This window comes from Mycolicibacter heraklionensis (assembly GCF_001021505.1).
GTDB lineage: Bacteria > Actinomycetota > Actinomycetes > Mycobacteriales > Mycobacteriaceae > Mycobacterium > Mycobacterium heraklionense.
Map to the genome: position 1 here is coordinate 1 of NZ_LDPO01000037.1, position 23,620 is coordinate 23,620.

Consider the following 23,620-nt stretch of genomic DNA (forward strand, 5'->3'; position numbering starts at 1 on the left):
CCGCCGCCCCGAGTGCCACCGCCCCCACGGGCGCACCGGCCGCCACCATCGGGCCCGCGGCCTCCGGTACCGCAGGACAGTCGCCAGCCGGCGGATGCCGGTGCCCCGAGGCCGGCGGACCCGCGACTCCCGTCGAACCGCGCCGTGCTGATCGCCGCGGGCCTGACCGGACTGCTCGCCGCCGGTGTGCTCCTGACGTTGGTGCTGCGCGGCGCCGTCGGCGGCTCGGGCTCCGTCGAGCTCGATGTGCACAAGGCCCAAGACGGCGTCCGCCAGGTGCTCACCGACCCGATCAACGGCTACGGGCGCGACAACGTGGGTGACGTCCGATGCAACAACGGGGTGAATCCAACCGTGCGCAAGGGCAGCAGTTTCAGCTGTGTGGTCACTGTCGACGGCGCCCAACGCCGGGTGCTCGCGGAATTCACCGACGACGCCGGGACGTATGCGGTCGACCGGCCTCGGTGATGTTTTAGCTGGTGAAACGCGGCAAAGGGCCCCCGAAGACGTTGTTGGGCAACGTCTGTGGGCTGACTAGGAGTTGGCTGGCGAGCTTCCTCGGAGCGGGTAGCGGCACCGTAGGTTCACATGCGCCGATACAACTACTGCGCCCCGGGGTACCTGAGGAGTTCGATGACCTACGTCAAGCCGCCCGAGTTGATCAATGCAATGATCGACGCCGGCCAGTCCAAGATTTTCATGTCCACCCGCGACACCCTGATCCGCGCATTCATGGCCGGTGCGACACTGGCGCTGGGCGCGGCGTTCGCGGTGGCCATGACCGTGCAGACCGGCCAGGCGATCATCGGAGCACTGCTGTTTCCGGCCGGCTTTTGCATCCTCTACCTGCTCGGATACGACCTGCTGACCGGTGTGTTCGTGTTGGCGCCGCTGGCCTGGCTCGACAAGCGTCCGGGCGTCACCATCGGCGGGGTGCTGCGGAACTGGGGACTAGTTTTCCTCGGCAACTTCGCCGGTGCCTTCACCGTCGCGGTGCTGATGGCGATCGTGTTCACCTACGGCTTCTCCAGCCCGCCCAACGAGATCGGTCAGGCGATCGGGCACATCGGCGAGGCTCGCACGCTCGGCTATGCCGCACACGGCTTTCCGGGCATGCTGACCTTGTTCGTGCGCGGCATGCTGTGCAACTGGATGGTGTCCACCGGGGTAGTCGGGGCCATGCTGGCCACCGACGTCACCGGAAAGGTGATCGCCATGTGGCTGCCGGTGATGCTGTTCTTCGCAATGGGATTCGAGCACTCGGTCGTCAACATGTACCTGTTTCCCTCCGGCCTGATGCTCGGCGGGCACTTCACCATCCTGGACTACATCGAGTGGAACGAGATTCCCACGGTGCTGGGCAATCTGGTGGGTGGGTTGGCATTCACCGGGTTGGCGATGTACGCGACTCATTCGCGGACCGCGCCCAAACGCAGCACTCCGGTGGTGCAGAAGGACGTCACTGCGGGAGTCTGACGGCCATAAGTCCGCGAGATCGGGCTGACGCAGGCCGCTACTCGAACTTTTCCTGCGTGGACCGGATCTCGCGAGTTAGTAATCACCCCGGCAGCGGCCGGGGTGATCACTAACATCACATGGCGGTGGCGGAGGGATTTGAACCCTCGGTGGGGGGTTACCCCACACACGCTTTCGAGGCGTGCTCCTTAGGCCGCTCGGACACGCCACCGCGGGACAGCGTACCCAACGAGGGGGCCATCAGCCCAATCGCTGCCGGGAGAAGAACGCTTCCAGTGGCGCAGCGCACTCGGCGGCCAGCACTCCGCCGCGGACCTGCGGCCGGTGGTTGAGCCGGCGATCCCGCACCACGTCCCACAGCGAGCCGACCGCACCGGTCTTGGGTTCGAAGGCCCCGAACACCAGCCGTTCCACGCGCGCGGCCACCAGCGCGCCCGCGCACATGGTGCACGGCTCCAGGGTGACAGCCAGCGTCGCACCGGTCAGCCGCCAGCCGTCACCCAGGACGGCTGCGGCAGCGCGGATCGCCAGCAGTTCGGCGTGTGCGGTCGGGTCTCCAAGCGCTTCGCGTGCGTTGGCCGCCTGGGCCAGTACGGTGCCGTCAGGACCGACCACCACCGCACCCACCGGCACATCGCGGGGCCCGGCCTGGCCGGCAGCCGCCAGGGCCGCGCGGATCAGGTCCTCATCGGTGGGTGGGGCGGTCACCGATCGCGGCGCGGCAGCGCCGCGGTGAGCTGCTCGTCGAATCCCATCTCGTTGGCGATTCGGTGCAGCTGCTCTTCGACGGCAAGGTCGGGCTCGTCGAGAATGACGCTGAGCACCGCGGCAGGCAGGCCGATGTCGGACAGCACCCCCAAGTCGCCCTCCTCGAACGGGTCGGCGTCCTCGAGGTCGTCGGCGTCGATGTCGGCGTCGATCTCCTCGAGCACCTCGTCGGCGAGGTCATAGTCCAGCGCTGCCGTGGCATCCGAGAGCAGCAAACGAGTGCCGGCCGGGCCCGGGCGGATGATCACGAAGAACTCGTGGTCGACATTGATCAGACCGAAAACAGCTCCGGCACTGCGTAGTTCCCGCAGCTCCGTCTCTGCTATGGACAAACTGGTCAAGGCCGCGGCACGCATCGACGTGCAACGCCACTTGCCGTCTTCGCGCACAACAGCCACGCCAAATCCGTCCAGCGTCTCCGCGGGCCGGCCCGGTGCGGACGAGCTCTGTGCTCCCATGGGCGCCTACGGTAGTCGCCGGTTACGCCCTTGACCAGCGTGTGCCAACCTGGACAGGTGGCGGTAAGCACAGTGAAAACTCCGGTGTGCGTCTTAGGGCTCGGCCTGATCGGCGGTTCGGTGCTGCGCGCGGCCGCGGCGGCGGGCCGGGCGGCGTTCGGCTACAACAGGTCGGCCGACGGGGTGAATGCCGCGGTCGCCGACGGCTTCGACGCCACCACCGAGCTGGAAACGGCCCTGAAGCGCGCCGCACAGACCGGTGCGCTGATCGTGATCGCCGTCCCGGTGCCGGCGCTGCCGATGCTGCTCGGCCCCATCAGCCGCCTGGCACCCGAATGCCCCCTGACCGACGTCACCAGCGTCAAGAGCCCGGTGCTCGACGAGATCACCGCCGCGGGACTGCAGGCCCGCTTCGTCGGCGGGCACCCGATGGCCGGGACGGCGCACTCCGGTTGGCCGGCCGGGCACGCCGATCTGTTCCACGGCGCACCGTGGGTGATCAGTGTCGACGACCACGTGGACCCGGCGGTGTTCTCGACGGTGCTGGACCTGATTCTGGACTGCGGATCGGTGGCGGTACCGGCCCGCTCGGAGGAACACGACGCAGCCGCGGCAGCCATCTCGCATCTGCCGCACCTGATGGCGGAGGCGCTGGCCGTGACCGCGGCCGATGTACCGCTGGCGTTCGCGCTGGCCGCCGGATCGTTCCGCGACGGCACCCGGGTCGCCGGGACGGCACCTGACCTGGTCCGGGCCATGTGCGAGGCCAACTGGCAACGACTGCTACCGGCGCTGGATCGCGCCATCGCGCTGCTGGCCGACGCGCGGGATTCACTGTCGGCCTCGGACTCGGTGGCCGAACTGGTCAATCACGGCCACGCCGCCCGCACCCGCTACGACAATTTCCCCCGCAGCGAGATCGTCACCGTCGTCGTCGGCGCCAGCGACTGGCGCCGGGAACTGGCCGCCGCCGGGCGGGCCGGCGGGGTGATCAGATCCGCGTTGCCAACCCGGGATAGTCGATGACGAACCCGTCGGCGTCGACGGTGACGGTGGTGCCCCGGGCATCGGTTCCCGGTGTGATCACCTTGATGCCGGACCGGTTTCCGGCGCTGCTGTAGCTGGCGGTCGCCGCCACCACCGACATGTCCGGCAGGTTCAGGTACAGCGTGGGCAAGGTGATCGCGGCCGATCGCTCCTGCAGCCGGGCCCGCCGGATCGGCAGCGTGTTGAAGAACGGGCTGAACAGCATGTCGATGTCCAGGGCACCGTCATAGCCGGCGCGTGACTGCCCCCGGGCATCAGTGACCAGCCACATGTTCTCCTCGTCGCGGGCGATCACCAGCTGACGTTCGCGTTCGGCGAGCGTGACGGTCAGTCCCAGCCGTTTGGTGGCGCCGGACTCATCGGTGTGCAGGTCGTAATAGACGCCGAACGCCGGATGCTCCGCGGTGGCCCCGGCCACGATCCGGCCGTTGGCCCTGATCCGGTTTCCGGACAGCTGCACACGCACCGACTCCATCCGCGGGGCGTCGGGCGCCCGCCAGGTCAGAATCGCCGGCCACGGGCCGGACGGGGCTGCGCTCACCAATCCACCGTAAGCGACGGCCCAACGATCCGCAGTGAGGCCCCCGGTGCGCAAACTCATCAGAACCGGTTCATTTCCGGGCCACACGCGGCAAGATGTCCCCATGAGCAGCGACCCCAGCGTGCCCGTCGACCCGTCTCAGGGCGAAGCCAGCACACCGCCGCCGCCCCCGGCGGCGATGCCGTTGACCCGCGCCGGCGCGCTGTGGAGCGCGCTGATCGCCGGTTTTCTGGTCCTGATTGTGTTGTTGGTGTTCGTCACGCAGAACACGGCTCCGGTGGACCTGGCGTTCTTGACCTGGACCTGGAGCCTGCCGACGGGGGTGGCGATCCTGCTCGCGGCCATCGGCGGCGGACTGCTGACCGCCCTGGTCGGGACCGCGCGGATCTTCCAGCTGCGTCGCGCCGCCAAGAAGTCCCTCGCGGCTCAGCGGTAGCGGCTCAGCGGTAGATCAGACCGCGGCTCCGTCGCTTTCGTCGCGATCGGGCAACCGGGCCTGGTTGCGCGGCAGCAGGTCCCAGACATGCTCGGTGCCGTTGATCGATGCCGCGGCGGCCTGCCCGGACCGCGAGTACAACAGCCGGGTGATCGACACGTAGTCGATGGGAAACGACAGCAGGCGCTGCGTGCCCAGGATCTGGTGCAGCACCACGTTGATCACGCCGCCGTGGCTGAACACCGCGACCGTGTCATCAGGCTCGGAGCCGGCCGCCACGTCGGCGACGGCGGCGGCGACCCGAGCGCAGAACGCGGCCTCATCGACGTCGGCGGGCAGGTGCCCCTGCGCCATCCGGGCCCAGTCCTGCGGCCGCTCGGTGCGCAGGTGTTCGACGGGCAGATAGCCGGCCAGGTCCCGGTCGTACTCCGCGAACCGCTCATCGATGTCGACGCTGTGCCCGAGCTGCGCGGCGAGCGGTTCAGCGGTCTGGATCGCACGACGCTGCGGGCTGCTGACCAGCCGGGTGATCGGGAAGCGCGCCAACGCGTCCGGCAGGCGCTGCGCCTGTTCGACCCCGACCTCGGACAGCTCGGGGTCTGAGCCCTGGCCGTACTCGCTGCGCAGCGGCAGGGCATGGCGGATCAGCAGCAACTGCACGCCTGTCACCCTAAGGGGCCAGTTCCGCCCGACTTCACGGGGTGACGATGTTGAAGTTCGGGTCGGGTTTGTCGAGTACGCCCAGCAGGCTCGCCCACGCGGTCTGGTCGCCGGAGATCTCCAACTCCCCACCGCCGAGCAGCGCCGCCAGCAGCGCCAGCTTGGTGGCCGCCGTGACGGTGACGTCCGCGCTGGCCGGGTCTGCCGGAGTCTTGCGGTGCACGAGTACACCGTTGCGCAGGGTGAGGCGATAGTTGACGCCGGTGTCGGCGAACGAGACATCCAGGGCCAGTGCCAGATCCCAGGCTCGTGGCCCGTTGACCCGGATCGCCAGGCTCTCGAAGAGCTGCTCGGGGCTGAGTTGGGAGATCAGCGCCGCCGAGGTGACCTGGCCGACGGTGCCGAAGTTGCCGGTGCGCAATTCGGTGGCGCCGGACAGAAAGAAGTTGCGCCAGGTCGCGTTCTCCGCGCCGTAGGCCAGCTGTTCGAGGGTGTCCGCATAGAGTTTTCGGGCGGCGGCGTGATTGGCGTCGGTGAACACCACATGATCGAGTAGTGTTGCCGCCCAACGAAAGTCACCGCTGTCGAAGGCATCCTTGGCCAGGTCGACAACGCGGTCCGCGCCGCCCATCGCCGCGACGTAGCGGGGGCCGGCCGCCTCGGGCGGGTGTGGCCACAACCGGGCCGGGTTGCCGTCGAACCAGCCCAGATAACGCTGGTAGACGGCCTTGACGTTGTGGCTCACCGATCCGTAGTAGCCGCGGGCGTGCCAGGCGTTGTCCAGGGCGGGCGGCAGCTGGAGCTGTTCGGCGATCTCGATACCGGTATAGCCCTGGTTGAGCAGCCGCAGCGTCTGGTCATGCAGATAGGCGTACAGATCCCGTTGCAGCCCGAGGTATTCCGCGATCCGCTGGGTTCCCCAGGTCGGCCAGTGGTGCGAGGCGAAGACGACGTCGGCCCGTCCGGCGAAGGTGTCGATGGCTTCGGTGAGGTAGCCGGCCCAGGCATGCGGGTCGCGCACCAGCGCGCCACGCAGCGTCAGCAGGTTGTGCTGATTGTGGGTGGCGTTCTCGGCCATGCACAGCGCCCGGAATTGCGGGAAGTAGAAGTGCATCTCGGCCGGCGACTCGGTTCCCGGCGCCATTTGGAACTCGATCTGCACGCCGTCGATGACGTGGGTCTCGCCGGTCTGGGAGATGGTGACGGTGGGGACGATGACCGACACCTCCCCGGTCGAGGTGTTCTGTCCCAGGCCGCAGCCGACCTGCCCGCGCGGACCGCGCGCCAGCACGGTGCCGTACATGTAGCCGGCCCGGCGCAGCATCGCGGTGCCGGCGTAGACGTTCTCGGCCACCACATGCTCGATGAAGCCCTCCGGGGCGAGCACAGCCACCCGGCCGGCGTCGACGTCGGCCTGCGAGGTAACGCCCAGCACGCCGCCGAAGTGGTCGGCGTGACTGTGTGTGTAGATGACCGCGGTGACGGGGCGGTCTCCGCCGCGATGTTCTCGATACAGCGCCAGCGCCGCGGCGGCGACCTCGGTGGAGATCAGCGGATCGATGACGATCACCCCGGAGTCGCCCTCGACGAAGGTGATGTTGGAGATGTCGAACCCGCGCACCTGGTAGATGCCCTCGACGACTTCGTAGAGCCCCTGCTTGGCGGCCAGTTGGGATTGGCGCCACAGGGACGGATGCACCGAAGTCGGCGGATCACCGGCGAGGAAGCCGTAGCTGTCGTTGTCCCAGACCACCCGGCCGTCCGCGGCGGTGATGACGCACGGCTTCAGCGCAGCGATGAAGCCGCGGTCGGCGTCGGCGAAATCCGTTGTGTCACCGAAGGGCAGCGCCTTGCGGTGCGCGGCGTGGGCGGCCTCGACCGTCGCACTCACCGGCTGGTTTTCCATGGCGTCCAGCTTGCCACCAATGCGGTGCCGCGGTGCGGCCCGACGCGTCAGTGGCGTCGCCGCCACCCGGTCAGTGCGTTGCGCAGCCGGCCCAGCCACGAGGGGCGGGCGACCCGGTCACGGGTCTCCCGCGCCTCCTGCGCGTAGTCGCGGATGGATTCGTCGCCTTCTTCAGCACGCATGGGTCATTCCTCCGGCGAGTCGTCGGGTGGGGCCGGCGGGTCTTCGGGCACCAGTCGTTCCGGCGGTTCCGCGGGCACCAGTCGTTCCGGCGGTTCCGCGGGCACCAGTCGTTCCGGCGGCTCCTCGGGAACACGCCGGTGCGGCGGCTCTTCCGGCCGGCCCGGTTCGGGTGGCAGTTCGGGATTCATTCGGGTCGCCTACCCCTCGGGCGGCGGACGCAAACCCCCGGCGAACGTGCGCAGTTGTACGGCAAACCCGGCGTGTTGCCGCACAAACACGCACCCTCGCGGAAATAAAGGGGCTAACGGGGTAGGCGGACGGTGAACGCGGTGCGGCCGGGTTCGCTGGTGACGCCGATGGTCCCACGGTGGGCCCGGACCACCGCCGAGGCGATCGCCAGCCCAAGCCCGGTGCTGCCCCCTTTGCGCGACCGGGAGGTGTCTCCGCGGGCGAACCGCTGGAAGATCTCCGGCAAGAACTCCGCGGGGATGCCCGGGCCGTCGTCGGTGACGCTGAGCACCGCGTCGTCGCCGTCGACACCCAGCCGAAGGGTCACCACGGTTCCCGGGCCGGTGTGGACCCGGGCGTTGGTGAGCAGGTTGGCCACCACCTGGTGCAGCCGCGCGGCGTCACCGGGCACGGTCACCGGCTCGTCGGGTAGATCGAGTTGCCACTGATGGTCCGGGCCCCCGACGTGGGCGTCGCTGACCGCGTCGACCGCCAGCCGGGACAGGTCCACCGGCTCGTGCTCCAACGGACGGCCGGAGTCCAGCCGCGCCAGCAGCAGCAGGTCTTCGACCAGCTGGGTCATCCGCTCGGTTTCAGACTGCACCCGGCTCAAGGCGTGCGTCAGGGCTTCGGAGTCCGCGCTGTCGGATATCGGAATTCGTTGGGCCAGTTCGGTATAGCCACGGATTGCGGTCAGCGGTGTGCGGAGCTCATGGCTGGCGTCGGCGACGAACTGACGCACCCGAGTCTCACTGTCCTGCCGGGTGGACAGCGCGGCAGCGATGTGGTCGAGCATCCGGTTGACCGCGGCGCCCAGTTGTCCGACCTCGGTGCGGGGATTGGCGTCGGATTCGGCGACCCGCACCGGCAGCGTCGCCTCCCCGCGGTCCAGCGGCAGACCGGCGACTGCACCGGCGGTCTGCGCGACCCGGCGCAGCGGGGTCAGCGCTCGCCGGATCACCGCGCTGCCGGCGGTGGCCACCGCTGCCACAGCGACCAGGGTGACCAGCCCGAAGATCAGCAACACCCGGACCATGGTGTCGTCCACCGCGGCCAGCGGCAGCCCGGTGACGATCACGTCGTCGCCGCGCCGGGCGGTGGTCGCCACCACGCGGTAGCGGCCCACGCCGTCGAGGCGCCGAGTCACGGGCGGGTCCCCCGCTGACACATCGGTCAATCGTGTTGTGGCAGAAGGACTCAGCTCCTCCCGTTGACCCGAGATGCTCAGGTAACCCGCCTCGACGTCTTGACCCGAGCCGGGCGAGGCCCCGCTTTCCACCACGGCGCCGACCATGCCGGCCGGCTGGCCGGGGGCGTCCAGGAAGTCCGGGCCGGGCCCCGGCCGCGGCCGGTGGTGCCGATGCCCAGGCGGCGGCGGTGGCTGGCCGTGCAGCCGCGCCGATCGGTGCGAGGCGTCGGAGAGCTGGTGGTCGAGTTGGCCGACCAGATACTGGTAGAGGGCCAGCTCCGTCACCGCGCCGATGCCCAGGCAGGCCACAGTGAGCAGCACGATCTGACCGGCCAGCAGCCGCGCCCGCAGCGACCAGTTGCGCCAGGTGCCGGCTCGCGGCGTTTTACGGAGCCGGCTTGAGCACATAGCCCGCACCGCGCAGCGTGTGGATCATCGGGGCGCGGCCGTTGTCGATCTTCTTGCGCAGGTAGGAGATGTAGAGCTCCACGATGTTGGCCCGTCCGCCGAAGTCGTAGTCCCACACCCGGTCCAAGATCTGCGCCTTGGACAGCACCCGCTTGGCGTTGTGCATCAGGTAGCGCAGCAGCTCGAATTCGGTGGACGTCAAGGTGATCGGGTCACCGCCACGGGTCACCTCATGAGAGTCCTCGTCGAGAACCAGGTCCCCGACCACGATCTGGGCGCCGGCCTCGGCGGTGCTCACCCCGGCGCGGCGCAACAGCGCCCGTAGCCGCAACACCACTTCCTCGATACTGAACGGCTTGGTGACGTAGTCATCGCCACCCGCGGTCAACCCGGCGATGCGATCCTCCAGGGCGTCCTTGGCGGTCAAGAACAGCACCGGTAGCCGTGGGTTGATCTCCCGCAGCTTTCCCAGCACGTCGAGTCCGCTCATGTCGGGAAGCATCACGTCGAGCACCACGACGTCGGGGCGTTCGGCCTTGGCGGCGGCGATCGCCGAGGCGCCGTCTCCTGCGGTCGCGGTGGTCCAGCCCTCGTAACGCAGCGCCATCGAGACCATCTCGGCCAGCACCGACTCGTCGTCGACCACCAGCACCGTGATGGGCTTGCCGTCGGCGCGCGACATCACGACACGTTCGACCGATCCCCGTGGCGCAGACATCACGTTCCAGTATGTCGGTCGCGCCGATATGTTCATCGCATGGCACGCTCACCGCAGGAAATCTTCGACCACCACCTCCAGGCTCTGCTCGCCCGCGACGTCGACGAGCTGCTCGTCGACTACACCGAGGAATCCGAGCTGATCACCGCCGCCGGCGTGGCGCAGGGCAGCACCGGCATCCGGGCCGCGTTCAGTCAGCTGTCCGCCGCATTGGCCGACGCGAACTTCGAGATCAAGTCGCAGACCTACAGCGGCAATGTGCTGCTGCTGGAATGGACCCTGGACGCACCGGGTTTCGGCGTCGACGGGGTCGACACGTTCCTGTTCGACGACGACTCGATTCGGGTGCAGACCATCTCCCAGCAGGTGCGGCCCAAGAGCTGACGCCGCCAAAACCGGGCCCGCGAAATCACTCAACCGCCGCGGGCTGACAGGTTAGGTTTCCCCCCGTGAACCTCGAAGCGGTCGCGGAATGGATGTCCGCCCAGGGCCTGGGCGAGGGCCCGCTGGACGACATCACCGAGCTGTCCGGCGGCACCCAGAACGTCATGCTGCAGTTCACCCGATCCGGTCGCAGCTATGTGCTGCGACGCGGCCCGCGGCATCTGCGGCCGCGCAGCAACGCGGTGATGCTGCGTGAGACCCGGATGCTGGCGGCGTTGGCCGGCACCGACGTGCCGCATCCGGGATTGATCGCGGTCTGCGACGACCCCGCGGTGCTCGGTGATGCGGTGTTCTACTTGATGGAGCCGGTCGACGGGTTCAACGCGAGCGGGGAACTGCCGGCGCTGCACGCCGGCGATCCGGCGGTCCGGTACGGGATGGGGCTGTCGATGGCCGACGCGCTGGCGAAGCTCGGTGCCGTCGACCATGTCGCGGTGGGATTGGCCGACTACGGAAAGCCCGACGGCTTCCTGGAACGCCAAGTGCCGCGATGGCTTGCCGAACTGGACTCCTACCGGCAGTTCGAGAACTATCCGGGGCCCGACTTGCCAGGCCTGGACGACGTCGCCGCCTGGCTGCAGCGCAATGTGCCGGCGTCCTGGCAGCCGGGGATCCTGCACGGCGACTACCACGCGGCCAACGTGATGTTCTCCCCCACCGGACCGGAGGTGGCGGCGATCGTGGACTGGGAGATGTCGACCATCGGGGACCCGCTGCTGGACCTGGGCTGGCTGTTGGCCACCTGGCGCCAGGATGACGGGTCCAGCGTGTTCAGCCATACGCTGACCGGCATGGACGGGCTGGCCTCCACCGATGACCTGGTGGCGCGCTACGCCGCGGGCAGCTCTCGCGACCTGACGCACATCGGGTGGTACACGGTGATGGCCGCTTTCAAGCTGGCCATCGTCATCGAGGGCACCCTGGCCAGGGCGTCGGCAGGCATGGCGCAGAAGGAAGTCGGCGACCAGTTGCACCAGGCCGCGGTCTGGCTCTTCGACCGGGCCCAGACCTGGATGGCGAGCGCCAAATGACGGACCGCATCGACGAGATCGACAGGATCGTCGCCGCCGACACACGACGGCTGGTCGACATCTTCAAGGACCTGCACCGCAACCCGGAGTTGGGGTTCCACGAAGTGCGTACCGCGCGGACCGCCGCGCAGGCACTGGGCAACCTCGGCTTCACGGTGACCACCGGCATCGGTCGCACCGGCGTGGTGGCGGTCCTGGCCAACGGCCCCGGGCCGGTGGTGATGTACCGGGCCGACATGGACGCGCTGGCGGTGCCGGAGGCCACCGGCCTGGACTACGCCAGCAGCAACCCGTCACTCGGGCACATGTGTGGCCACGACGCCCACGTGACCTGGATGTTGGGGCTGGCCAAGGTGCTCGCCGAGACCACCGACTCCTGGTCGGGCACCGCGGTGCTCGTCGGACAGCCCGCCGAGGAACTGATCACCGGCGCCCAGGCCATGGTCGACGCGGGTCTCTACGACGTCGCCCCCCGACCGGACGCCTTCCTGGCGATGCACACCGCGCCGGTCCCGGTCGGCATGGTCGCCGCGGTCGGCGGCGAGCGGATGGCCGGCACCGACCAGCTCGACATCGTGTTCCACGGCGTCGGCGGTCACGGGTCGATGCCCCAGTTGGCCTGCGATCCGGTGCTCATGGCGGCGCAAGCCGTCGTGCAGTTCCAGAGCGTTGTCAGCCGCGCCGTCGCACCCAGCGAGACCGCGGTGCTGACGGTCGGCTCTGTGCAGGCCGGCAGCGCCTACAACGTCATCCCGGACCGGGCACGGCTCAAGGTCAACCTGCGGTGGTTCAACCCGGACGTGCGCGACACGATGCTGACCCGCATTCGGGCGATCTGTGCGGGCATCGCCCGCAGCTACGGCATGCCCGAGGACCGACTACCGGAGATCACCATGGCCGGCGGCGCAACCCCGCTGGTCAATGACACGGCCCTCACCGACCGGGTGGCCTCTGCACTCGGCGAACTGCTCGGCCCGGACAACGTGGTACGCCAGTTGCCGGCTCTGACCGGCTCGGAGGACTGCCACCTGCTCAAAGGGCCGCACCTCGACGTGCCACTGGCATATCTCCTGGTCGGGGTCGCCGACCCACAGGTGTATGCCAAGTCCGCCGAAAGCGGCCAATTGTTCCCCTACACACCGCACTCGCCGGACTATGTGGTCGACCTTTCCGCTATCCCGCTTGGAACCAGGATTGCAGCCCGTGCAATGCTTGAATTGCTTACTTCCAGTCGGTTTTAGTAGGAATTAGGCTCCGCCGAGTTTCTGAAATACTTGTGCGGTCCACGAAGAAGAGCTAAGGTGTATTGCTGTGGACGATCGTCACAAAGACCCAACCGTAGTGTTGCCGTACCTCGTGGGCAGGCCGCTCGGCGCGACCGAGGTCTACGAGGCATTCGGCTACCGCAAATCGGCGTACTACAAGGCGGCCCATGAAGGCCGGCTGATCAGCGCGGACAATCTGATCCGAGTTGCCAGGTATTTCGGACTCAACCCCGTCGACCTGCAGGTACGGTTCGGATTGATCGAGCACGACGCCGTCGCCGAATACCTGGAGTCGGCGTCACGGCCGCTGCGCCTGGGTGATCTGAAGGCGGATCTCGACAAACCGCCCGTCTAAGAGGACCGCCAGGAAGTACCGTCGACGTATGACGTCGGCGTTAATTGGTGCCACGGTGGTGGTGGCGCTGTACACCCTGTGGGTGCGCCGGGATACGTGGTGGTCGCGGTGGGAGATCGGCATCACCCTGGCTATCGCGCTGGAGACCCTGGGACTCGTACTGATGTCGCCGTGGGCAGCCGAAACCCTGGGCCCGTGGGTGCACCGCGCCATGCGGATGTGGAATGTCCAGCAGCTGGCCGGTCACATCTGCTTCGTGGTCGCCATCGCGGCCAACATCTACCACGTACTGGCGCGGCTGGCCGACTTCGACCAGTTCCGGCCCATGTTCCGCCTGCACGTCCGGTTGCCGGTACAGGTCGGCGTGGTGGCGATGGTGGCGGTGTTCATCGTTGCCGACGCAGGATTTCGGCCCGATGGCTTCTCAACGCTCGGCGGCGGCGGCGCCTGGGCGCGCGCCTACTGGGTGCTGTTGTCGCTGCTGCTGATCTACCTGTCCGGCTACGCGACGCGGGTGCTGTCGATGCTGCGATCCGATCCGCGCGCCAAGGAGACCGTCGATCTCTACACCGCCTCGACGGCATTCGCGGTGGCGGCCATCATGGCGCTTTTGAGCAACGCCTGGACCAAATCCGATGTCAGCCCGCTGATTTGGCTGTGCGCGTGCATTTCCGTGGCCATCTTCGCCTATGGCTCAGCCCGTTCCTGGCGGGCCAAAGCTGCGTGGTTCGTCAGCAGCGAGCGTCCGGTTGCGCAGCCCAATCCCCCGCAAGCCCTGTCGTGAGACCGTTCGATGACGTCGGGAATCATTGTCACCACGTTGGCGGTCGTCGCATATAGCCTCTGGGTTCGCCGCGACACCTGGTGGACGCGTTGGGAGAGCGCCGCGACCTTCGCATTGGCGTTGGAAGCCTGTGCGCTGCTGTTGATGTCACCGTGGGCCGGCGCCAAGATCGGGCCGGTGCTGCACCAGGGCCTCGGGGTGTGGAACATTCAACAGCTGATCGGCCACCTATGCCTGATCGTGGCGCTCACGGCGAACATCTATCACATGCTGGTGCGCCTCGCCGACCCCTATCAAGTGCGGTTGCTCATGCGCCGCCAGCTCATGATCCCGATCTGGCTGAGCGTCGCCGTGATGGTGCCGGCCTACCTGCGCTCCGACCAGGACTATCAGCCCGATGTGTTCGCCGCCCCGCGAACTGATTCCTGGATGATGCTGTACCAACTGGTGGGCTGCGCCCTGGTGCTCTACCTCAGCGCCTACGTCAGCCGGCTGATGCTGACCCTGCGACACGATCCGCGCGCCAAGTCCACCATTGACCTCTACTTCGTCTCGATGGCATTCGCCACCGCGGCATGCCTGATCGTGGCTGGTTCGACCTGGGCCGACGGCGACGACGCCAGCCCCGGCATCTGGCTCTGCATCTGCCTATCGGTGGGAACCTTCGCCTACGGGTCCGCGCGATCCTGGCAGGCCAAGAGCGCCTGGTTCACCGCCAACGGCGACGAGACGGTGATCGGCGCGCAATGACACCTGCGTTCATCGTGGCCACCGTGGCGATGGTCCTCTACTGCCTGTGGGTTCGCCGCGACACCTGGTCGTCGCGCTGGGAAGCCGGCGCCACCTTCGCCATCGCGATGGAGGGTTGCGCACTGCTCCTGCTGACACCGTGGGCGGGCACCGAGCTGGGCCCTACCCTGTACAGCCTGCTGGGGCGGTGGAACTCCCAGCAGGCACTCGGTTGGCTGTGCCTGCTCGCCGGGGTGATCGGAAACATATACCACATGCTGGTGCGCCTCACCGATCCCGCGCACGTGTGGCCGATCATGCGCAAGCACCTCCTGGCGCCGGTGGGTTTGTGCGTCGCGGTGATGCTGGTGGCGTTCTTCAACACTGACCGGGGCTTCGAGCCGGACATGTTCGCCGTTCTGACCGGCGACCACTGGGTGACCGCTTTCGAGGTGACGGGCAGTGCGGTGTTGCTGTACCTGACCGGCTACGTCGCGCGGCTGATGTTGTCGCTGCGGCATGATCACCGGGCCAGGACCACGCTCGTCCTCTACCTGGCCGCGATGACTTCCGCGGTGGCGGGCTGCGTGGTCGGAATCGTCTCGATCTATCTCGGCCGCGACGCCGGCCCGGCGATCTGGGCCTGCGTCTGCCTGTCGGTGTCGATCTTCGCCTACGGGCTGGCGCGATCCTGGCAGGCCAAGACCGCGTGGTTCGCGCCGAATACCCCCGCGCAGCGCAGCGATCGAAGAAGCGGTCGATCGTAGCCGCGGCGATGACGTCATCGAAGACTCCCTGCTGTCAAGCGCCGTCGAGGTCAGCCAACGCCCGCCGCAGCGCTGTGGCTTCGTCGGCGCCGACGCGTTCCACAAAGTGCACCAACGCGGCTTCGCGCCCGCAGGAGTCGGCAACCTGATCGAGCGCATACGACATCAGTTCGGCGACCAGCTCGGCACGGCCCCGCGTCGGCACGTAGCGGTGGGCGCGATTGTCACGCCGCTGGACAACCAGGTTCTTCTTCGCAAGCCGTTGCAGCACAGTCATGATCGTGGTGTAGGCGAGGTTTCGCTTCACCGCCACCGAAGCGTGAACTTCGCGGACGGTCAACGCCCCCGACGCCGACCACAGGCACTCCATGACCGTGCGTTCGAGATCACCCAACCCAATTCGCGCAGCCACAACCCTTAACCTCCCGCGGCGATCCGCAGCCGTCTTCGCCAGTCACGAGCGGAACACGAAGGCATCGACACACTGTATGGTAAGGCTAACCTAATTAGAGGAAGTTTGGGGTCTGGAGAGCCGGCATACCCCGCCGCCACAACTACCGGCCCACCAAACAGAAAAGCCCCGGCGAAAGCCGGGGCGATCCGTAACCGATGAAAAGATGTGCGCCCGAAGGGATTCGAACCCCCAACCTTCTGATCCGTAGTCAGATGCTCTATCCGTTGAGCTACGGGCGCCTGTCTTCAGTTGTCGGTCGAGCAAGCTCGGCCGTGGCGGAGGCGAGAGGATTTGAACCTCCGGTCCCCCGTAAAGAGGACAACTCATTAGCAGTGAGTCCCATTCGGCCGCTCTGGCACGCCTCCTCGAACTTGTTGAGGGTACCGGATCACTCCCGCAGTTCTGAAACCGCGGGCAAGTAGACCGGAAACGCTCCACATATGCTGTGGTCCGTGACCGCCAGACTGCGCCCGGAGATCGCCGCGCTGCCGGCCTACGTCGAGGGTAAGACGGTCCCCGGATCGATCAAGCTGGCCAGCAACGAGACGGTGTTCCCCCCGTTGCCCAGCGTGGCCAAGGCCGTCGAAGCCGCCCTGGCCACCACCAACCGCTACCCCGACAACGGCTACGCCGCGCTGCGCGCCCGGTTGGCCGAGCATGTCGGCTTCGGCCCGGAGCACGTGGCGGCGGGTTGCGGATCGGTGAGCCTGTGTCAGCAGCTCATCCAGATCAGTACCGGCGCCGGCGACGAGGTGGTGTTCGGCTGGCGCAGCTTCGAGATCTACCCGCTGCAGGTACGCACCGCCGGCGCCGTGCCGGTGCAGGTGCCGCTGCGCGAGCACACCTACGACCTGGATGCGATGCTGGCGGCCATCACCGACCGCACCCGGCTGATCTTCGTCTGCAACCCGAACAACCCGACCTCCACCGTCGTCGACCCCGAGGCGCTGGAGCGGTTCGTCGCCGCGGTGCCACCGCACATCCTGATCGCCATCGACGAGGCCTATGTGGAGTACATCCGCGACGGTCTGCTCCCCGACAGCCTGGGCCTGGCCCGACGCCACGCCAATGTGGTTGTGCTGCGCACGTTTTCGAAGGCCTACGGGTTGGCAGGTCTGCGACTGGGTTATGCGGTCGGCGATCCGGAGATCATCACCGCGCTGGGAAAGGTCTACGTGCCGTTCACGGTGTCCAGCGTGGCGCAGGTCGCCGGGATCGCCTCGCTGGACGCCGCAGAGGAGCTGTTGGCTCGCACCGACGCGGTGGTCGCCGAACGGGCCCGGGTCTCGGCTGGCCTGCGTGAAGCCGGGTTCGAGCTGCCGGATTCGCAGTCCAACTTCGTGTGGCTGCCGCTGGCCGAGCGCACCACCGACTTCGTAGCCGCGGCCGCCGCGGCCCGCATCGTGCTCCGCCCCTACGGGCAAGACGGAGTCCGAGTGACCATCGGCGCGCCGGAGGAGAACGACGCGCTGTTACGGTTCGCACAGACGTACCGCTGAGGAGGAACTGAAATGCACGCGACCGCGACTGCCACCGTCGCCGCATCCGCGGCTCAGGTGTGGACGGTGCTCACCGACTATGAGGGCATGTCCGGCTGGGCCCCCGGATTGAAGATCACCGTGATCCGGCCGGGAACGCCTGCGCCCAACGGCGTCGGAGCTCAGCGTCGTATCCAGGCGGTGCCGGGGATGGCGCCGCTGGTGGAAGAGATCATCGCGTTCGAGCCGGATCAGCGGCTGAGCTACCGGGGCGTCTCGGGCATCCCCTTCCGCAACTACATCGGCGACGTGGCGCTGCGATCCACCGGATCCGGCACCGAGATCAGCTACACCGTCAGCGCCGACAACCGCCTGCCCGGGGTCGCCGCGGTGTTGGCGCACGGACTGCTGTTCGGCCTCAAGCGGGCCGTGAACAAGGCCGCCTGAAACGATGACCACGACGACTGACGAGCAGGCCCGCGCCACGTTCAACGCGCTCAGGGAGCGCACCGGCCAGATCCCGGACGCCGAGATCGACGAGTTCTGGGCGACGCTGCCGCCGGCCACCCTGGAGCAGATGATCGGCGAGTGGCGCGGCGGTGAGTTCGTCACCGGTCACAAGATGAACGGCCTGTTGGAGAAGGCCCGCTGGTTCGGCAAGACGTTCAACTCGGTCACCGACGTGCAGCCGCTGGTGTGCCTGGACGAAGACGGCAACAAGTTCTCCAACATCAAGCTCGGCAAGGGCGAGGCGAGCCTGTGGGCCGAGGAGTTCCGCGGCGAGGTGGTCGCGACCATGGTCTACGACGGTCAGCCCACCCACGATCACTTCAAGCGGGTCGACAACGACACCGTGCTGGGCATCATGAACGGCAAGGACGCGGTGCTGGACAACGGCCGCTACTTCTACTTCTACCTGGAGCGGGTGTAGCCCGTACCCGGAAACCCGTTCGTATGGACTATTGCCCACCTTTGCGCGATAAGTAGCTCAGGGACTGCCACGCTCCGAAGGTTGTCGCTCAGAGCGGAGCTAGGGGCTGCGCCCCGTCGTGGGGGATGGAAAAATAGGCGCTCAGTGGGAATTTGACGACGTGACACGGGCGTGTCGCGTCGTCAAATTCCCACTCGCGGCCAGCGCACCTGTGCCGGGTCTCCGGCAATTTCCGAGTGAGGCGGACAACGGCCTTATTCCCCTCTCGGCCGGATCTGACTCAGCGCCGGAGCACCAGCTCCGGATCGCGCTCGGGCTCGCTTTGGGTTACGTGCCGGCGGTGCCGCAGTGAGGCGATGACGGTGCCCGTGAGCACGCCGACGATCACCAGCAACGACGGGCCGGTGCCGATCTCGATGCCGCCGACGCCCCCTTCGTGCATCGCGTGCATGATCAGCTTCACGCCGATGAAGCCCAGAATCACCGCCAGTCCGTAGGACAGGTACACCAGCCGGTCGAGCAGGCCGTCGATCAGGAAGTAGAGCTGCCGCAGGCCCAATAGGGAAAAGGCCGTCGCGGTGAACACGAGATAGCTGTTCTGGGTCAGGCCGAAGATCGCCGGGATCGAGTCGAGTGCGAAGAGCACATCGGTGCCGGCGATCGCCAGCATCACCAACACCATCGGGGTGATCGCCCAGCGCCCGTCAATGCGGGTGAACAGCCGGTCGCCGTCATAACGCTCGCTGGTGGGCACCACCTTCTTCACCAACCCGACGATGACATCGGGAGCTCGGTGGGCCTCCTCTGCGCCGCCCGACCTGAGCATGTTGCCCGCCGCCAGCAGCAGGAGCAGGCCAAAAAAGTAGAAAACCCAGGCGAAACGGTTGATCAGCGCGGCACCGAGCAAGATGAAGCCGGTCCGCGCGGCCAGCGCCATGACGATCCCGAACAGCAGCACCTTCTGCTGGTCAGCCCGCGGCACCCGAAAGCTGGCCATGATGACCAGGAACACGAACAGGTTGTCGACGGAGAGCGCCTTCTCGGTGAGGTAACCGGCGAAGTACTCCGAGCCCGCGTCGGCTCCACCGAAGGCCAATACGCCGCACCCGAAGAGCACGGCGACACCGATATAGCCCGCGGACCAGATCGCGGATTCCTTCAACGTCGGAACGTGCGCCTTGCGGACATGCACGAAGAAGTCGAACGCCAGGAGCCCCACCAGGCCGACGATCGTGCACGCCCATACCCAACCGGCAATGTCCATGTCCCACCCACGTTAGGCAGCTTGGGCGACGCTGGATTGGCCAGCAGGTTGCGAGGCTATGACCGCCCGGTGAATGCGATCAGCCGCTGCAGGGCCGGCGCGGTGTCGGCGACCTGGACAGGCTGGTCGAATCCCGCTTGCACTCGGCCCGCCGGCGTGATGATCGTCTGCGCCAGGCCGAGCACGTACTGGGCCAGCGGCTCGGCCGCGTTCACGGTACGGCCGGTCGCCGTCGCGTAGTCCCACGCGTGCACCAGGAACTCCAGCGACAGAATCCCGGCCGCCATCCTCGCCGGCAGCTCATTGGGCCCGATCGTGACGGTGCCGTCCAGGCCGCGACCGTGCCACGCGTCCAGCGCGGGCCGGGCTGCGGAGCCAACCTGCCGGACAAGCGAATCGTCGGGATCGCGGGGCGGGAACTCCGCGCCGGCGGCACCGCCGAGGAGGGTGATGGAGTGCAGCAGGTGCTCGGTCAGCTGCGCGACGTCGAACTCTGAACACGGCGTCGGGTTGGACCAATCGTCGCTCGTGATGCCGCTGCACACCTGCTCCAGCACCGCCCACGCGGCTTCGGCGCCGGCGAGTTCGTCGGCGGGAGGCTCGTCAGGAACGGGTCGCAGTCCGGGGGCCATGAGACCACGCTACGGTCTGGGGTATGGCCGAGACCTATGAATCCGTCACCGTCGAGATCAAAGACCACGTCGCCCAGGTCACGCTGATCGGGCCGGGCAAGGGCAATGCGATGGGCCCGGCGTTCTGGGCGGAGCTGCCGGTGGTCTTCGCCGAGCTGGACGCCGACCGCGACGTGCGGGCGATCGTGCTGACCGGCTCCGGCAAGAACTTCAGCTACGGACTGGACGTGGCCGCGATGGGCGGCACGATGACGCCGATGCTGGCCGACGGCGCGCTGGCCCGGCCGCGGGCGGACTTCCACCGCGAGCTGCAGCGCATGCAGGGCGCGATCACCGCGGTCGCCGACTGCCGGACGCCGACCATCGCCTCGATCCACGGCTGGTGCATCGGCGGCGGGGTGGACCTGATCTCCGCGGTCGACGTCCGCTATGCCTCCGCCGACGCCAAGTTCAGCGTGCGCGAGGTCCGGCTGGCGATCGTCGCCGACGTCGGCAGCCTGGCTCGGCTTCCGCTGATCATCTCCGACGGACATCTGCGCGAGCTCGCGCTGACCGGCAAAGACATCGACGCGGCCCGGGCGGAGAAGATCGGACTGGTCAACGACGTCTACGCCGACGCCGACGCCAGCCTGGCCGCCGCGCATGCCACCGCGGCCGAGATCGCCGAGAACCCGCCGCTGACGGTCGCCGGCATCAAGGACGTGCTCGACGAGCAGCGCACCGACCGGGTGTCGGCCAGCCTGCGCTACGTCGCGGCCTGGAACTCGGCGTTCTTGGCGTCGAAGGATCTGCTGGAGGGCATCGGCGCGATGATGGGCAAACGCAAGCCCGAGTTCACCGGCGAGTGATGGCCTGGGTCCTGCTGCTCGGGGCGATCGGTTTCGAGGTTGCCGGGACGCTGTCGATGCGCGCCTCCGACGGCTTCTCCCGATGGCAGTGGGCGATTCCGGTGGCCGTCGGCTATGTGGTGTCGTTCGTGTTGCTGGCGATGGTGCTCAAGCGCGGTATTCCGGTCGGGGTTGCCTACGGAGTCTGGTCGGGCGTCGGGGTGGCGTTGACCGCGGTGCTGGCCCGGTTCCTGTTCGACGATCCGTTCACACCGGTGATGGCCGGCGGCGTGGTGCTGATCGGCGCCGGGGTGTACCTGATGGAGATGGGTGCGCACGCGTGAGCGACGACGTTCCGCACCGTCAACCGGCCCTGGCCGACATCATCGCCACCCTCGACGTCGACCGCGTCGACGATGAGCACTTCGTGGCCACCCAGCTGGACAACCGGATCCACCACATCGTCGGCGGACATATCGCCGGCCAGGCGCTGATCGCGGCCAGTCGCACCGCGCCGGACCGGCTGCCGCACAGCATGCACGTCTATTACCTGCGGGCCGGGGACGCCCGTCGCCCGGTCGACCTGCACGTGGAGGTGGCCCGCGACGGCGGCACGCTGTCGACACGACAGGTCACCGCCCGCCAGGACGGCCAGATCCTGCTGGAAGTGCTGTCGTCGTTCACCACCGCCGTCGACGCACCGGAATACCAGCAGCCGATACCGGACGTGCCCGACCCGGATTCGCTGCCGTCGTCGCAGGAACAACTGGCCGCCTACGCCGACGAACTGGGCGGCTACTGGGTCCAGCCGCACCCGTTCGACGTGCGGTATGTCGATGCGCCGCCACGCTTGGCTGTGGACCTGGGCGAACCGTCCCCGCGGCTGCGAATGTGGTCGAAGCCGGTCGACGCGGTGCCCGCCGATCCCGTGATGCACAGCGCCCTGCTGACCTACCTGTCCGGCACGAAGATGGTCGAGGCGGCGCTGGCCATGCGGGCGACCAACCAGGCCGCCACGTTCAACGCGCTGATCGACCACGCACTGTGGTTTCAGCGGCCCGTCGACCTGTCGGACTGGGTGCTGTCGGATCAGTTCACGCCCAGCGGCGTCGCCGGGCGCGGCCTGACGACCTCGACGATGTACAACCGGGCGGGGCAGCTGGTCTGCGTGGCGACCCAGGAACTCTATTTCGGCCGGGGGCCGCGCCGCTGAGGTTCGCCGGGCCGCACACGTAACCTGGCGAGCATGACACCTGACGGCACCATCCGTGTCCCCGCCGACCTCGACGCCGTCACCGCGATCGGCGACGAGGACCACTCCGGTATCGACCCGGCGGCCGTGGACCGGATCTGGCAGGCCGCCCGGCACTGGTATGCGGCCGGCCTGCACCCCGCCATCCAGTTGTGCCTGCGCCACAACGGCCGCGTGGTGCTCAACCGGGCGATCGGGCACGGCTGGGGCAACGGCCCGGAAGACCCGGACGACGCGGAGCGGGTACCGGTGAGCGTCGACACCCCGTTCTGCGTGTACTCGACCGCCAAGGCCATCACCAGCACCGTGATACACATGCTGGCCGAGCGCGGCGTGTTCTCCCTGGACGACCGCGTCAGCGACTATCTGCCCGACTACGGCCGACACGGCAAGCACCGCACCACCATTCGCCATGTGATGACGCACAGCGCCGGGGTGCCGTTCGCCACCGGACCCAAGCCGGACCTCAACCGCGCCGACGACCCGGAGTACGCCCAGGCGCAGCTGGCCAACCTGCGGCTGGTGTATCCGCCCGGGTTGATGCACATGTACCACGCCCTGACCTGGGGGCCGCTGACGCGGGAGATCGTGCGGGCGGCCACCGGCAAGGACATCCGCGACGTGCTGGCGACCGAGATCCTGGACCCGCTGGGTTTCCGGTGGACCAATTACGGCGTTGCCCCGCAAGACATTCCGCTGGTGGCGCCCAGCCACGCCACCGGCAAGCAACCGACCGGCGCGGTGGTCGCGGTGTTCCGCAAGGCGATCGGCGGGTCGGTGTACGAGATCATCCCGGTCACCAACAGTCCGTTCTTCCTCACCACGGTGGTGCCGTCGTCGAACACCATCTCCACCGCGTTCGAGCTGTCGCGGTTCGCCGAGATCTGGCGTCGCGGAGGCGAACTCGACGGGGTGCGGGTGCTGTCGCCATCGACGTTGCAGGACGCTGTGCGTCAGTGCCGGCGATTGCGGCCCGACGTGGCCACCGGGCTGGCCCCGCTGCGTTGGGGCACCGGTTTCATGCTGGGGTCCAAGCGGTTCGGGCCGTTCGGCCGCGGCGCGCCGGCGGCGTTCGGGCATCTTGGTCTGGTCAACTGCGCCATCTGGACCGACCCGCAGCGGGGACTGTCGGCCGGGCTGATCTCCAGCGGTAAACCGGGTCAGGACCCGGAGGCCAAGCGCTACACCGCGCTGATGAACACGATCGCCGCGGAGATCCCTATCTCTTTGCGCTGACTCTGCGCTCAGGGCGGGAAAGTGCGCTCAGACTCAAGTGATCGCTGCAACACCTGACCAGGAAGGGGTCGGTGCTGCATGGGTCACGAAACGGGGTTTCGGGGTTCGGGTGTTCATCTAGACGTTGAGTCGGCTGGGGCTGTTCGGGCGACG

30 protein-coding genes and 3 tRNA genes are annotated in these 23,620 nt (G+C 67.9%); 18 read left to right on the forward strand and 15 right to left on the reverse strand.

The genetic code is table 11. The features are described 5' to 3' along the window. On the forward strand, positions 1-468 hold a 468-nt coding region (locus tag ABW16_RS22890), incomplete at its 5' end, for a DUF4333 domain-containing protein (protein ID WP_233424858.1). 165 nt (positions 469-633) lie between these two features. Then, complete coding sequence (locus tag ABW16_RS22895; RefSeq protein WP_047321505.1) at positions 634-1,476, forward strand: formate/nitrite transporter family protein; 843 nt, start codon at positions 634-636, stop codon at positions 1,474-1,476. 120 nt (positions 1,477-1,596) lie between these two features. Here the strand turns inward: ABW16_RS22895 and ABW16_RS22900 are convergent. The 3 genes from ABW16_RS22900 to ABW16_RS22910 all read right to left on the reverse strand — a co-directional run bounded on the left by ABW16_RS22900 (position 1,597) and on the right by ABW16_RS22910 (position 2,702). After that, positions 1,597-1,687 (reverse strand) — tRNA-Ser (locus ABW16_RS22900). Between the two features lie 29 nt (positions 1,688-1,716). Then, positions 1,717-2,184, reverse strand: coding sequence for a nucleoside deaminase (locus tag ABW16_RS22905; protein WP_047321506.1), 468 nt, complete (start codon positions 2,182-2,184; stop codon positions 1,717-1,719). Beyond that, positions 2,181-2,702 carry a tRNA adenosine deaminase-associated protein gene (locus ABW16_RS22910; protein WP_047321507.1) on the reverse strand — a complete coding sequence of 174 codons (522 nt, stop codon included), beginning with the start codon at positions 2,700-2,702 and terminating at the stop codon, positions 2,181-2,183. The genes ABW16_RS22905 and ABW16_RS22910 overlap by 4 nt, the downstream gene beginning before the upstream one ends. Before the next feature lie 84 nt (positions 2,703-2,786). On the opposite strand from ABW16_RS22910, the gene ABW16_RS22915 reads away from it, so the two are divergent. Next, positions 2,787-3,728 carry a prephenate dehydrogenase gene (locus tag ABW16_RS22915; RefSeq protein ID WP_047321508.1) on the forward strand — a complete coding sequence of 314 codons (942 nt, stop codon included), beginning with the start codon at positions 2,787-2,789 and terminating at the stop codon, positions 3,726-3,728. On the opposite strand, the gene ABW16_RS22920 is transcribed toward ABW16_RS22915, so the two are convergent. Next, complete coding sequence (locus tag ABW16_RS22920) at positions 3,694-4,290, reverse strand: putative glycolipid-binding domain-containing protein (RefSeq protein ID WP_047321509.1); 597 nt, start codon at positions 4,288-4,290, stop codon at positions 3,694-3,696. The genes ABW16_RS22915 and ABW16_RS22920 overlap by 35 nt on opposite strands. A 103-nt stretch (positions 4,291-4,393) precedes the next feature. Here ABW16_RS22920 and ABW16_RS22925 point away from each other — a divergent pair, with 103 nt between their 5' ends. Then, positions 4,394-4,726 (forward strand): LapA family protein, encoded by a 333-nt coding sequence (locus ABW16_RS22925; protein ID WP_047321510.1) that lies wholly within the window; start codon positions 4,394-4,396, stop codon positions 4,724-4,726. Between the two features lie 15 nt (positions 4,727-4,741). On the opposite strand, the gene ABW16_RS22930 is transcribed toward ABW16_RS22925, so the two are convergent. From ABW16_RS22930 to ABW16_RS22950, 6 genes are all read right to left on the reverse strand, one after another. Next, the gene (locus ABW16_RS22930) at positions 4,742-5,386 is read right to left on the reverse strand and encodes a histidine phosphatase family protein (RefSeq protein ID WP_047321529.1); all 645 of its coding nucleotides are present in this window, start codon (positions 5,384-5,386) and stop codon (positions 4,742-4,744) included. 34 nt (positions 5,387-5,420) lie between these two features. Next, positions 5,421-7,292, reverse strand: a complete 1,872-nt coding sequence (locus ABW16_RS22935; protein WP_047321530.1) for an alkyl/aryl-sulfatase — start codon at positions 7,290-7,292, stop codon at positions 5,421-5,423. A 47-nt stretch (positions 7,293-7,339) separates the two neighbouring features. Continuing rightward, positions 7,340-7,474, reverse strand: a complete 135-nt coding sequence (locus tag ABW16_RS27935) for a hypothetical protein (protein WP_268768054.1) — start codon at positions 7,472-7,474, stop codon at positions 7,340-7,342. A gap of 3 nt (positions 7,475-7,477) precedes the next feature. Continuing rightward, positions 7,478-7,663, reverse strand: a complete 186-nt coding sequence (locus ABW16_RS22940; protein ID WP_047321511.1) for a hypothetical protein — start codon at positions 7,661-7,663, stop codon at positions 7,478-7,480. Positions 7,664-7,776: 113 nt separating this feature from the next. Continuing rightward, the gene (locus tag ABW16_RS22945; RefSeq protein ID WP_047321512.1) at positions 7,777-9,300 is read right to left on the reverse strand and encodes a sensor histidine kinase; all 1,524 of its coding nucleotides are present in this window, start codon (positions 9,298-9,300) and stop codon (positions 7,777-7,779) included. After that, positions 9,278-9,982, reverse strand: a complete 705-nt coding sequence (locus ABW16_RS22950; protein WP_047321513.1) for a response regulator transcription factor — start codon at positions 9,980-9,982, stop codon at positions 9,278-9,280. The genes ABW16_RS22945 and ABW16_RS22950 overlap by 23 nt, the downstream gene beginning before the upstream one ends. A gap of 75 nt (positions 9,983-10,057) precedes the next feature. On the opposite strand from ABW16_RS22950, the gene ABW16_RS22955 reads away from it, so the two are divergent. The 7 genes from ABW16_RS22955 (at position 10,058) to ABW16_RS22985 (ending at position 15,393) form a co-directional block, all read left to right on the forward strand. Next, entirely contained in the window at positions 10,058-10,402 is a 345-nt protein-coding gene (locus ABW16_RS22955) for a nuclear transport factor 2 family protein (protein ID WP_047321514.1), read from the forward strand. 92 nt (positions 10,403-10,494) lie between these two features. Next, on the forward strand, positions 10,495-11,493 hold the full coding sequence (locus tag ABW16_RS22960) for a phosphotransferase family protein (protein ID WP_047321531.1): 999 nt from the start codon (positions 10,495-10,497) through the stop codon (positions 11,491-11,493). Further along, entirely contained in the window at positions 11,490-12,734 is a 1,245-nt protein-coding gene (locus tag ABW16_RS22965; protein ID WP_047321515.1) for an amidohydrolase, read from the forward strand. Before ABW16_RS22960 ends, ABW16_RS22965 begins: the two co-directional genes overlap by 4 nt. A gap of 70 nt (positions 12,735-12,804) precedes the next feature. Next, positions 12,805-13,113, forward strand: coding sequence for a hypothetical protein (locus ABW16_RS22970; RefSeq protein WP_047321516.1), 309 nt, complete (start codon positions 12,805-12,807; stop codon positions 13,111-13,113). Positions 13,114-13,141: 28 nt separating this feature from the next. Next, on the forward strand, positions 13,142-13,897 hold the full coding sequence (locus ABW16_RS22975; protein WP_047321517.1) for a hypothetical protein: 756 nt from the start codon (positions 13,142-13,144) through the stop codon (positions 13,895-13,897). Positions 13,898-13,906: 9 nt separating this feature from the next. Continuing rightward, on the forward strand, positions 13,907-14,647 hold the full coding sequence (locus tag ABW16_RS22980) for a hypothetical protein (protein WP_047321518.1): 741 nt from the start codon (positions 13,907-13,909) through the stop codon (positions 14,645-14,647). Continuing rightward, positions 14,644-15,393: a hypothetical protein gene (locus ABW16_RS22985; RefSeq protein ID WP_047321519.1), complete on the forward strand. Its 750-nt coding sequence runs from the start codon at positions 14,644-14,646 to the stop codon at positions 15,391-15,393. Before ABW16_RS22980 ends, ABW16_RS22985 begins: the two co-directional genes overlap by 4 nt. 34 nt (positions 15,394-15,427) lie before the next feature. Here ABW16_RS22985 and ABW16_RS22990 read toward each other — a convergent pair whose 3' ends face one another. From ABW16_RS22990 to ABW16_RS23000, 3 genes are all read right to left on the reverse strand, one after another. Continuing rightward, the gene (locus tag ABW16_RS22990) at positions 15,428-15,805 is read right to left on the reverse strand and encodes a BlaI/MecI/CopY family transcriptional regulator (protein ID WP_268768055.1); all 378 of its coding nucleotides are present in this window, start codon (positions 15,803-15,805) and stop codon (positions 15,428-15,430) included. 208 nt (positions 15,806-16,013) lie between these two features. Next, a tRNA-Arg gene (locus tag ABW16_RS22995) sits at positions 16,014-16,086 on the reverse strand. 34 nt (positions 16,087-16,120) lie between these two features. Further along, positions 16,121-16,212: transfer RNA gene (locus tag ABW16_RS23000), tRNA-Ser, on the reverse strand. An 87-nt stretch (positions 16,213-16,299) separates the two neighbouring features. Here ABW16_RS23000 and ABW16_RS23005 point away from each other — a divergent pair. The 3 genes from ABW16_RS23005 to ABW16_RS23015 are packed head-to-tail and all read left to right on the forward strand — an operon-like array spanning position 16,300 to position 18,256. Further along, a complete protein-coding gene (locus ABW16_RS23005) occupies positions 16,300-17,346 on the forward strand; it encodes a pyridoxal phosphate-dependent aminotransferase (RefSeq protein ID WP_047321533.1) in 1,047 nt (348 codons plus the stop codon). A gap of 12 nt (positions 17,347-17,358) precedes the next feature. Beyond that, positions 17,359-17,772 carry an SRPBCC family protein gene (locus tag ABW16_RS23010; protein ID WP_047321520.1) on the forward strand — a complete coding sequence of 138 codons (414 nt, stop codon included), beginning with the start codon at positions 17,359-17,361 and terminating at the stop codon, positions 17,770-17,772. A 4-nt stretch (positions 17,773-17,776) separates the two neighbouring features. Further along, positions 17,777-18,256: a DUF4334 domain-containing protein gene (locus ABW16_RS23015; RefSeq protein ID WP_047321521.1), complete on the forward strand. Its 480-nt coding sequence runs from the start codon at positions 17,777-17,779 to the stop codon at positions 18,254-18,256. A 280-nt stretch (positions 18,257-18,536) separates the two neighbouring features. Here ABW16_RS23015 and ABW16_RS23020 read toward each other — a convergent pair whose 3' ends face one another. Next, positions 18,537-19,520, reverse strand: coding sequence for a TerC/Alx family metal homeostasis membrane protein (locus ABW16_RS23020; RefSeq protein WP_047321522.1), 984 nt, complete (start codon positions 19,518-19,520; stop codon positions 18,537-18,539). Positions 19,521-19,576: 56 nt separating this feature from the next. Continuing rightward, entirely contained in the window at positions 19,577-20,152 is a 576-nt protein-coding gene (locus ABW16_RS23025; RefSeq protein ID WP_047321523.1) for a TIGR03086 family metal-binding protein, read from the reverse strand. A 23-nt stretch (positions 20,153-20,175) separates the two neighbouring features. Between ABW16_RS23025 and ABW16_RS23030 the strand changes: the two genes are divergently transcribed. Genes ABW16_RS23030 through lipE form a run of 4 tightly spaced genes read left to right on the forward strand, consistent with a single transcriptional unit; the run spans position 20,176 to position 23,467 of the window. Next, a complete protein-coding gene (locus ABW16_RS23030; protein WP_047321524.1) occupies positions 20,176-21,000 on the forward strand; it encodes a crotonase/enoyl-CoA hydratase family protein in 825 nt (274 codons plus the stop codon). Beyond that, complete coding sequence (locus tag ABW16_RS23035) at positions 21,000-21,323, forward strand: DMT family transporter (protein ID WP_047321525.1); 324 nt, start codon at positions 21,000-21,002, stop codon at positions 21,321-21,323. Before ABW16_RS23030 ends, ABW16_RS23035 begins: the two co-directional genes overlap by 1 nt. Then, positions 21,320-22,192 carry an acyl-CoA thioesterase gene (locus ABW16_RS23040; protein WP_047321526.1) on the forward strand — a complete coding sequence of 291 codons (873 nt, stop codon included), beginning with the start codon at positions 21,320-21,322 and terminating at the stop codon, positions 22,190-22,192. Before ABW16_RS23035 ends, ABW16_RS23040 begins: the two co-directional genes overlap by 4 nt. A gap of 33 nt (positions 22,193-22,225) precedes the next feature. Then, positions 22,226-23,467: a lipase LipE gene (lipE, locus tag ABW16_RS23045; protein WP_047321527.1), complete on the forward strand. Its 1,242-nt coding sequence runs from the start codon at positions 22,226-22,228 to the stop codon at positions 23,465-23,467. The last annotated feature ends 153 nt before the right edge of the window (positions 23,468-23,620 follow it).

Coding starts and splice junctions, on each gene's coding strand:
- ABW16_RS22980 (WP_047321518.1), top strand. CDS start 13,907: ATGACGTCGGGAATCATTGTCACCACGTTGGCGGTCGTCGCATATAGC.
- ABW16_RS22985 (WP_047321519.1), top strand. CDS start 14,644: ATGACACCTGCGTTCATCGTGGCCACCGTGGCGATGGTCCTCTACTGC.
- ABW16_RS22925 (WP_047321510.1), top strand. CDS start 4,394: ATGAGCAGCGACCCCAGCGTGCCCGTCGACCCGTCTCAGGGCGAAGCC.
- ABW16_RS22940 (WP_047321511.1), bottom strand. CDS start 7,663: ATGAATCCCGAACTGCCACCCGAACCGGGCCGGCCGGAAGAGCCGCCG.
- ABW16_RS23035 (WP_047321525.1), top strand. CDS start 21,000: ATGGCCTGGGTCCTGCTGCTCGGGGCGATCGGTTTCGAGGTTGCCGGG.
- ABW16_RS23025 (WP_047321523.1), bottom strand. CDS start 20,152: ATGGCCCCCGGACTGCGACCCGTTCCTGACGAGCCTCCCGCCGACGAA.
- ABW16_RS22945 (WP_047321512.1), bottom strand. CDS start 9,300: ATGTGCTCAAGCCGGCTCCGTAAAACGCCGCGAGCCGGCACCTGGCGC.
- lipE (WP_047321527.1), top strand. CDS start 22,226: ATGACACCTGACGGCACCATCCGTGTCCCCGCCGACCTCGACGCCGTC.
- ABW16_RS22895 (WP_047321505.1), top strand. CDS start 634: ATGACCTACGTCAAGCCGCCCGAGTTGATCAATGCAATGATCGACGCC.
- ABW16_RS22965 (WP_047321515.1), top strand. CDS start 11,490: ATGACGGACCGCATCGACGAGATCGACAGGATCGTCGCCGCCGACACA.
- ABW16_RS22910 (WP_047321507.1), bottom strand. CDS start 2,702: ATGGGAGCACAGAGCTCGTCCGCACCGGGCCGGCCCGCGGAGACGCTG.
- ABW16_RS22935 (WP_047321530.1), bottom strand. CDS start 7,292: ATGGAAAACCAGCCGGTGAGTGCGACGGTCGAGGCCGCCCACGCCGCG.
- ABW16_RS27935 (WP_268768054.1), bottom strand. CDS start 7,474: ATGCGTGCTGAAGAAGGCGACGAATCCATCCGCGACTACGCGCAGGAG.
- ABW16_RS22955 (WP_047321514.1), top strand. CDS start 10,058: ATGGCACGCTCACCGCAGGAAATCTTCGACCACCACCTCCAGGCTCTG.
- ABW16_RS23020 (WP_047321522.1), bottom strand. CDS start 19,520: ATGGACATTGCCGGTTGGGTATGGGCGTGCACGATCGTCGGCCTGGTG.
- ABW16_RS22950 (WP_047321513.1), bottom strand. CDS start 9,982: ATGTCGCGCGCCGACGGCAAGCCCATCACGGTGCTGGTGGTCGACGAC.
- ABW16_RS23015 (WP_047321521.1), top strand. CDS start 17,777: ATGACCACGACGACTGACGAGCAGGCCCGCGCCACGTTCAACGCGCTC.
- ABW16_RS23010 (WP_047321520.1), top strand. CDS start 17,359: ATGCACGCGACCGCGACTGCCACCGTCGCCGCATCCGCGGCTCAGGTG.
- ABW16_RS22960 (WP_047321531.1), top strand. CDS start 10,495: ATGTCCGCCCAGGGCCTGGGCGAGGGCCCGCTGGACGACATCACCGAG.
- ABW16_RS22975 (WP_047321517.1), top strand. CDS start 13,142: ATGACGTCGGCGTTAATTGGTGCCACGGTGGTGGTGGCGCTGTACACC.
- ABW16_RS23030 (WP_047321524.1), top strand. CDS start 20,176: ATGGCCGAGACCTATGAATCCGTCACCGTCGAGATCAAAGACCACGTC.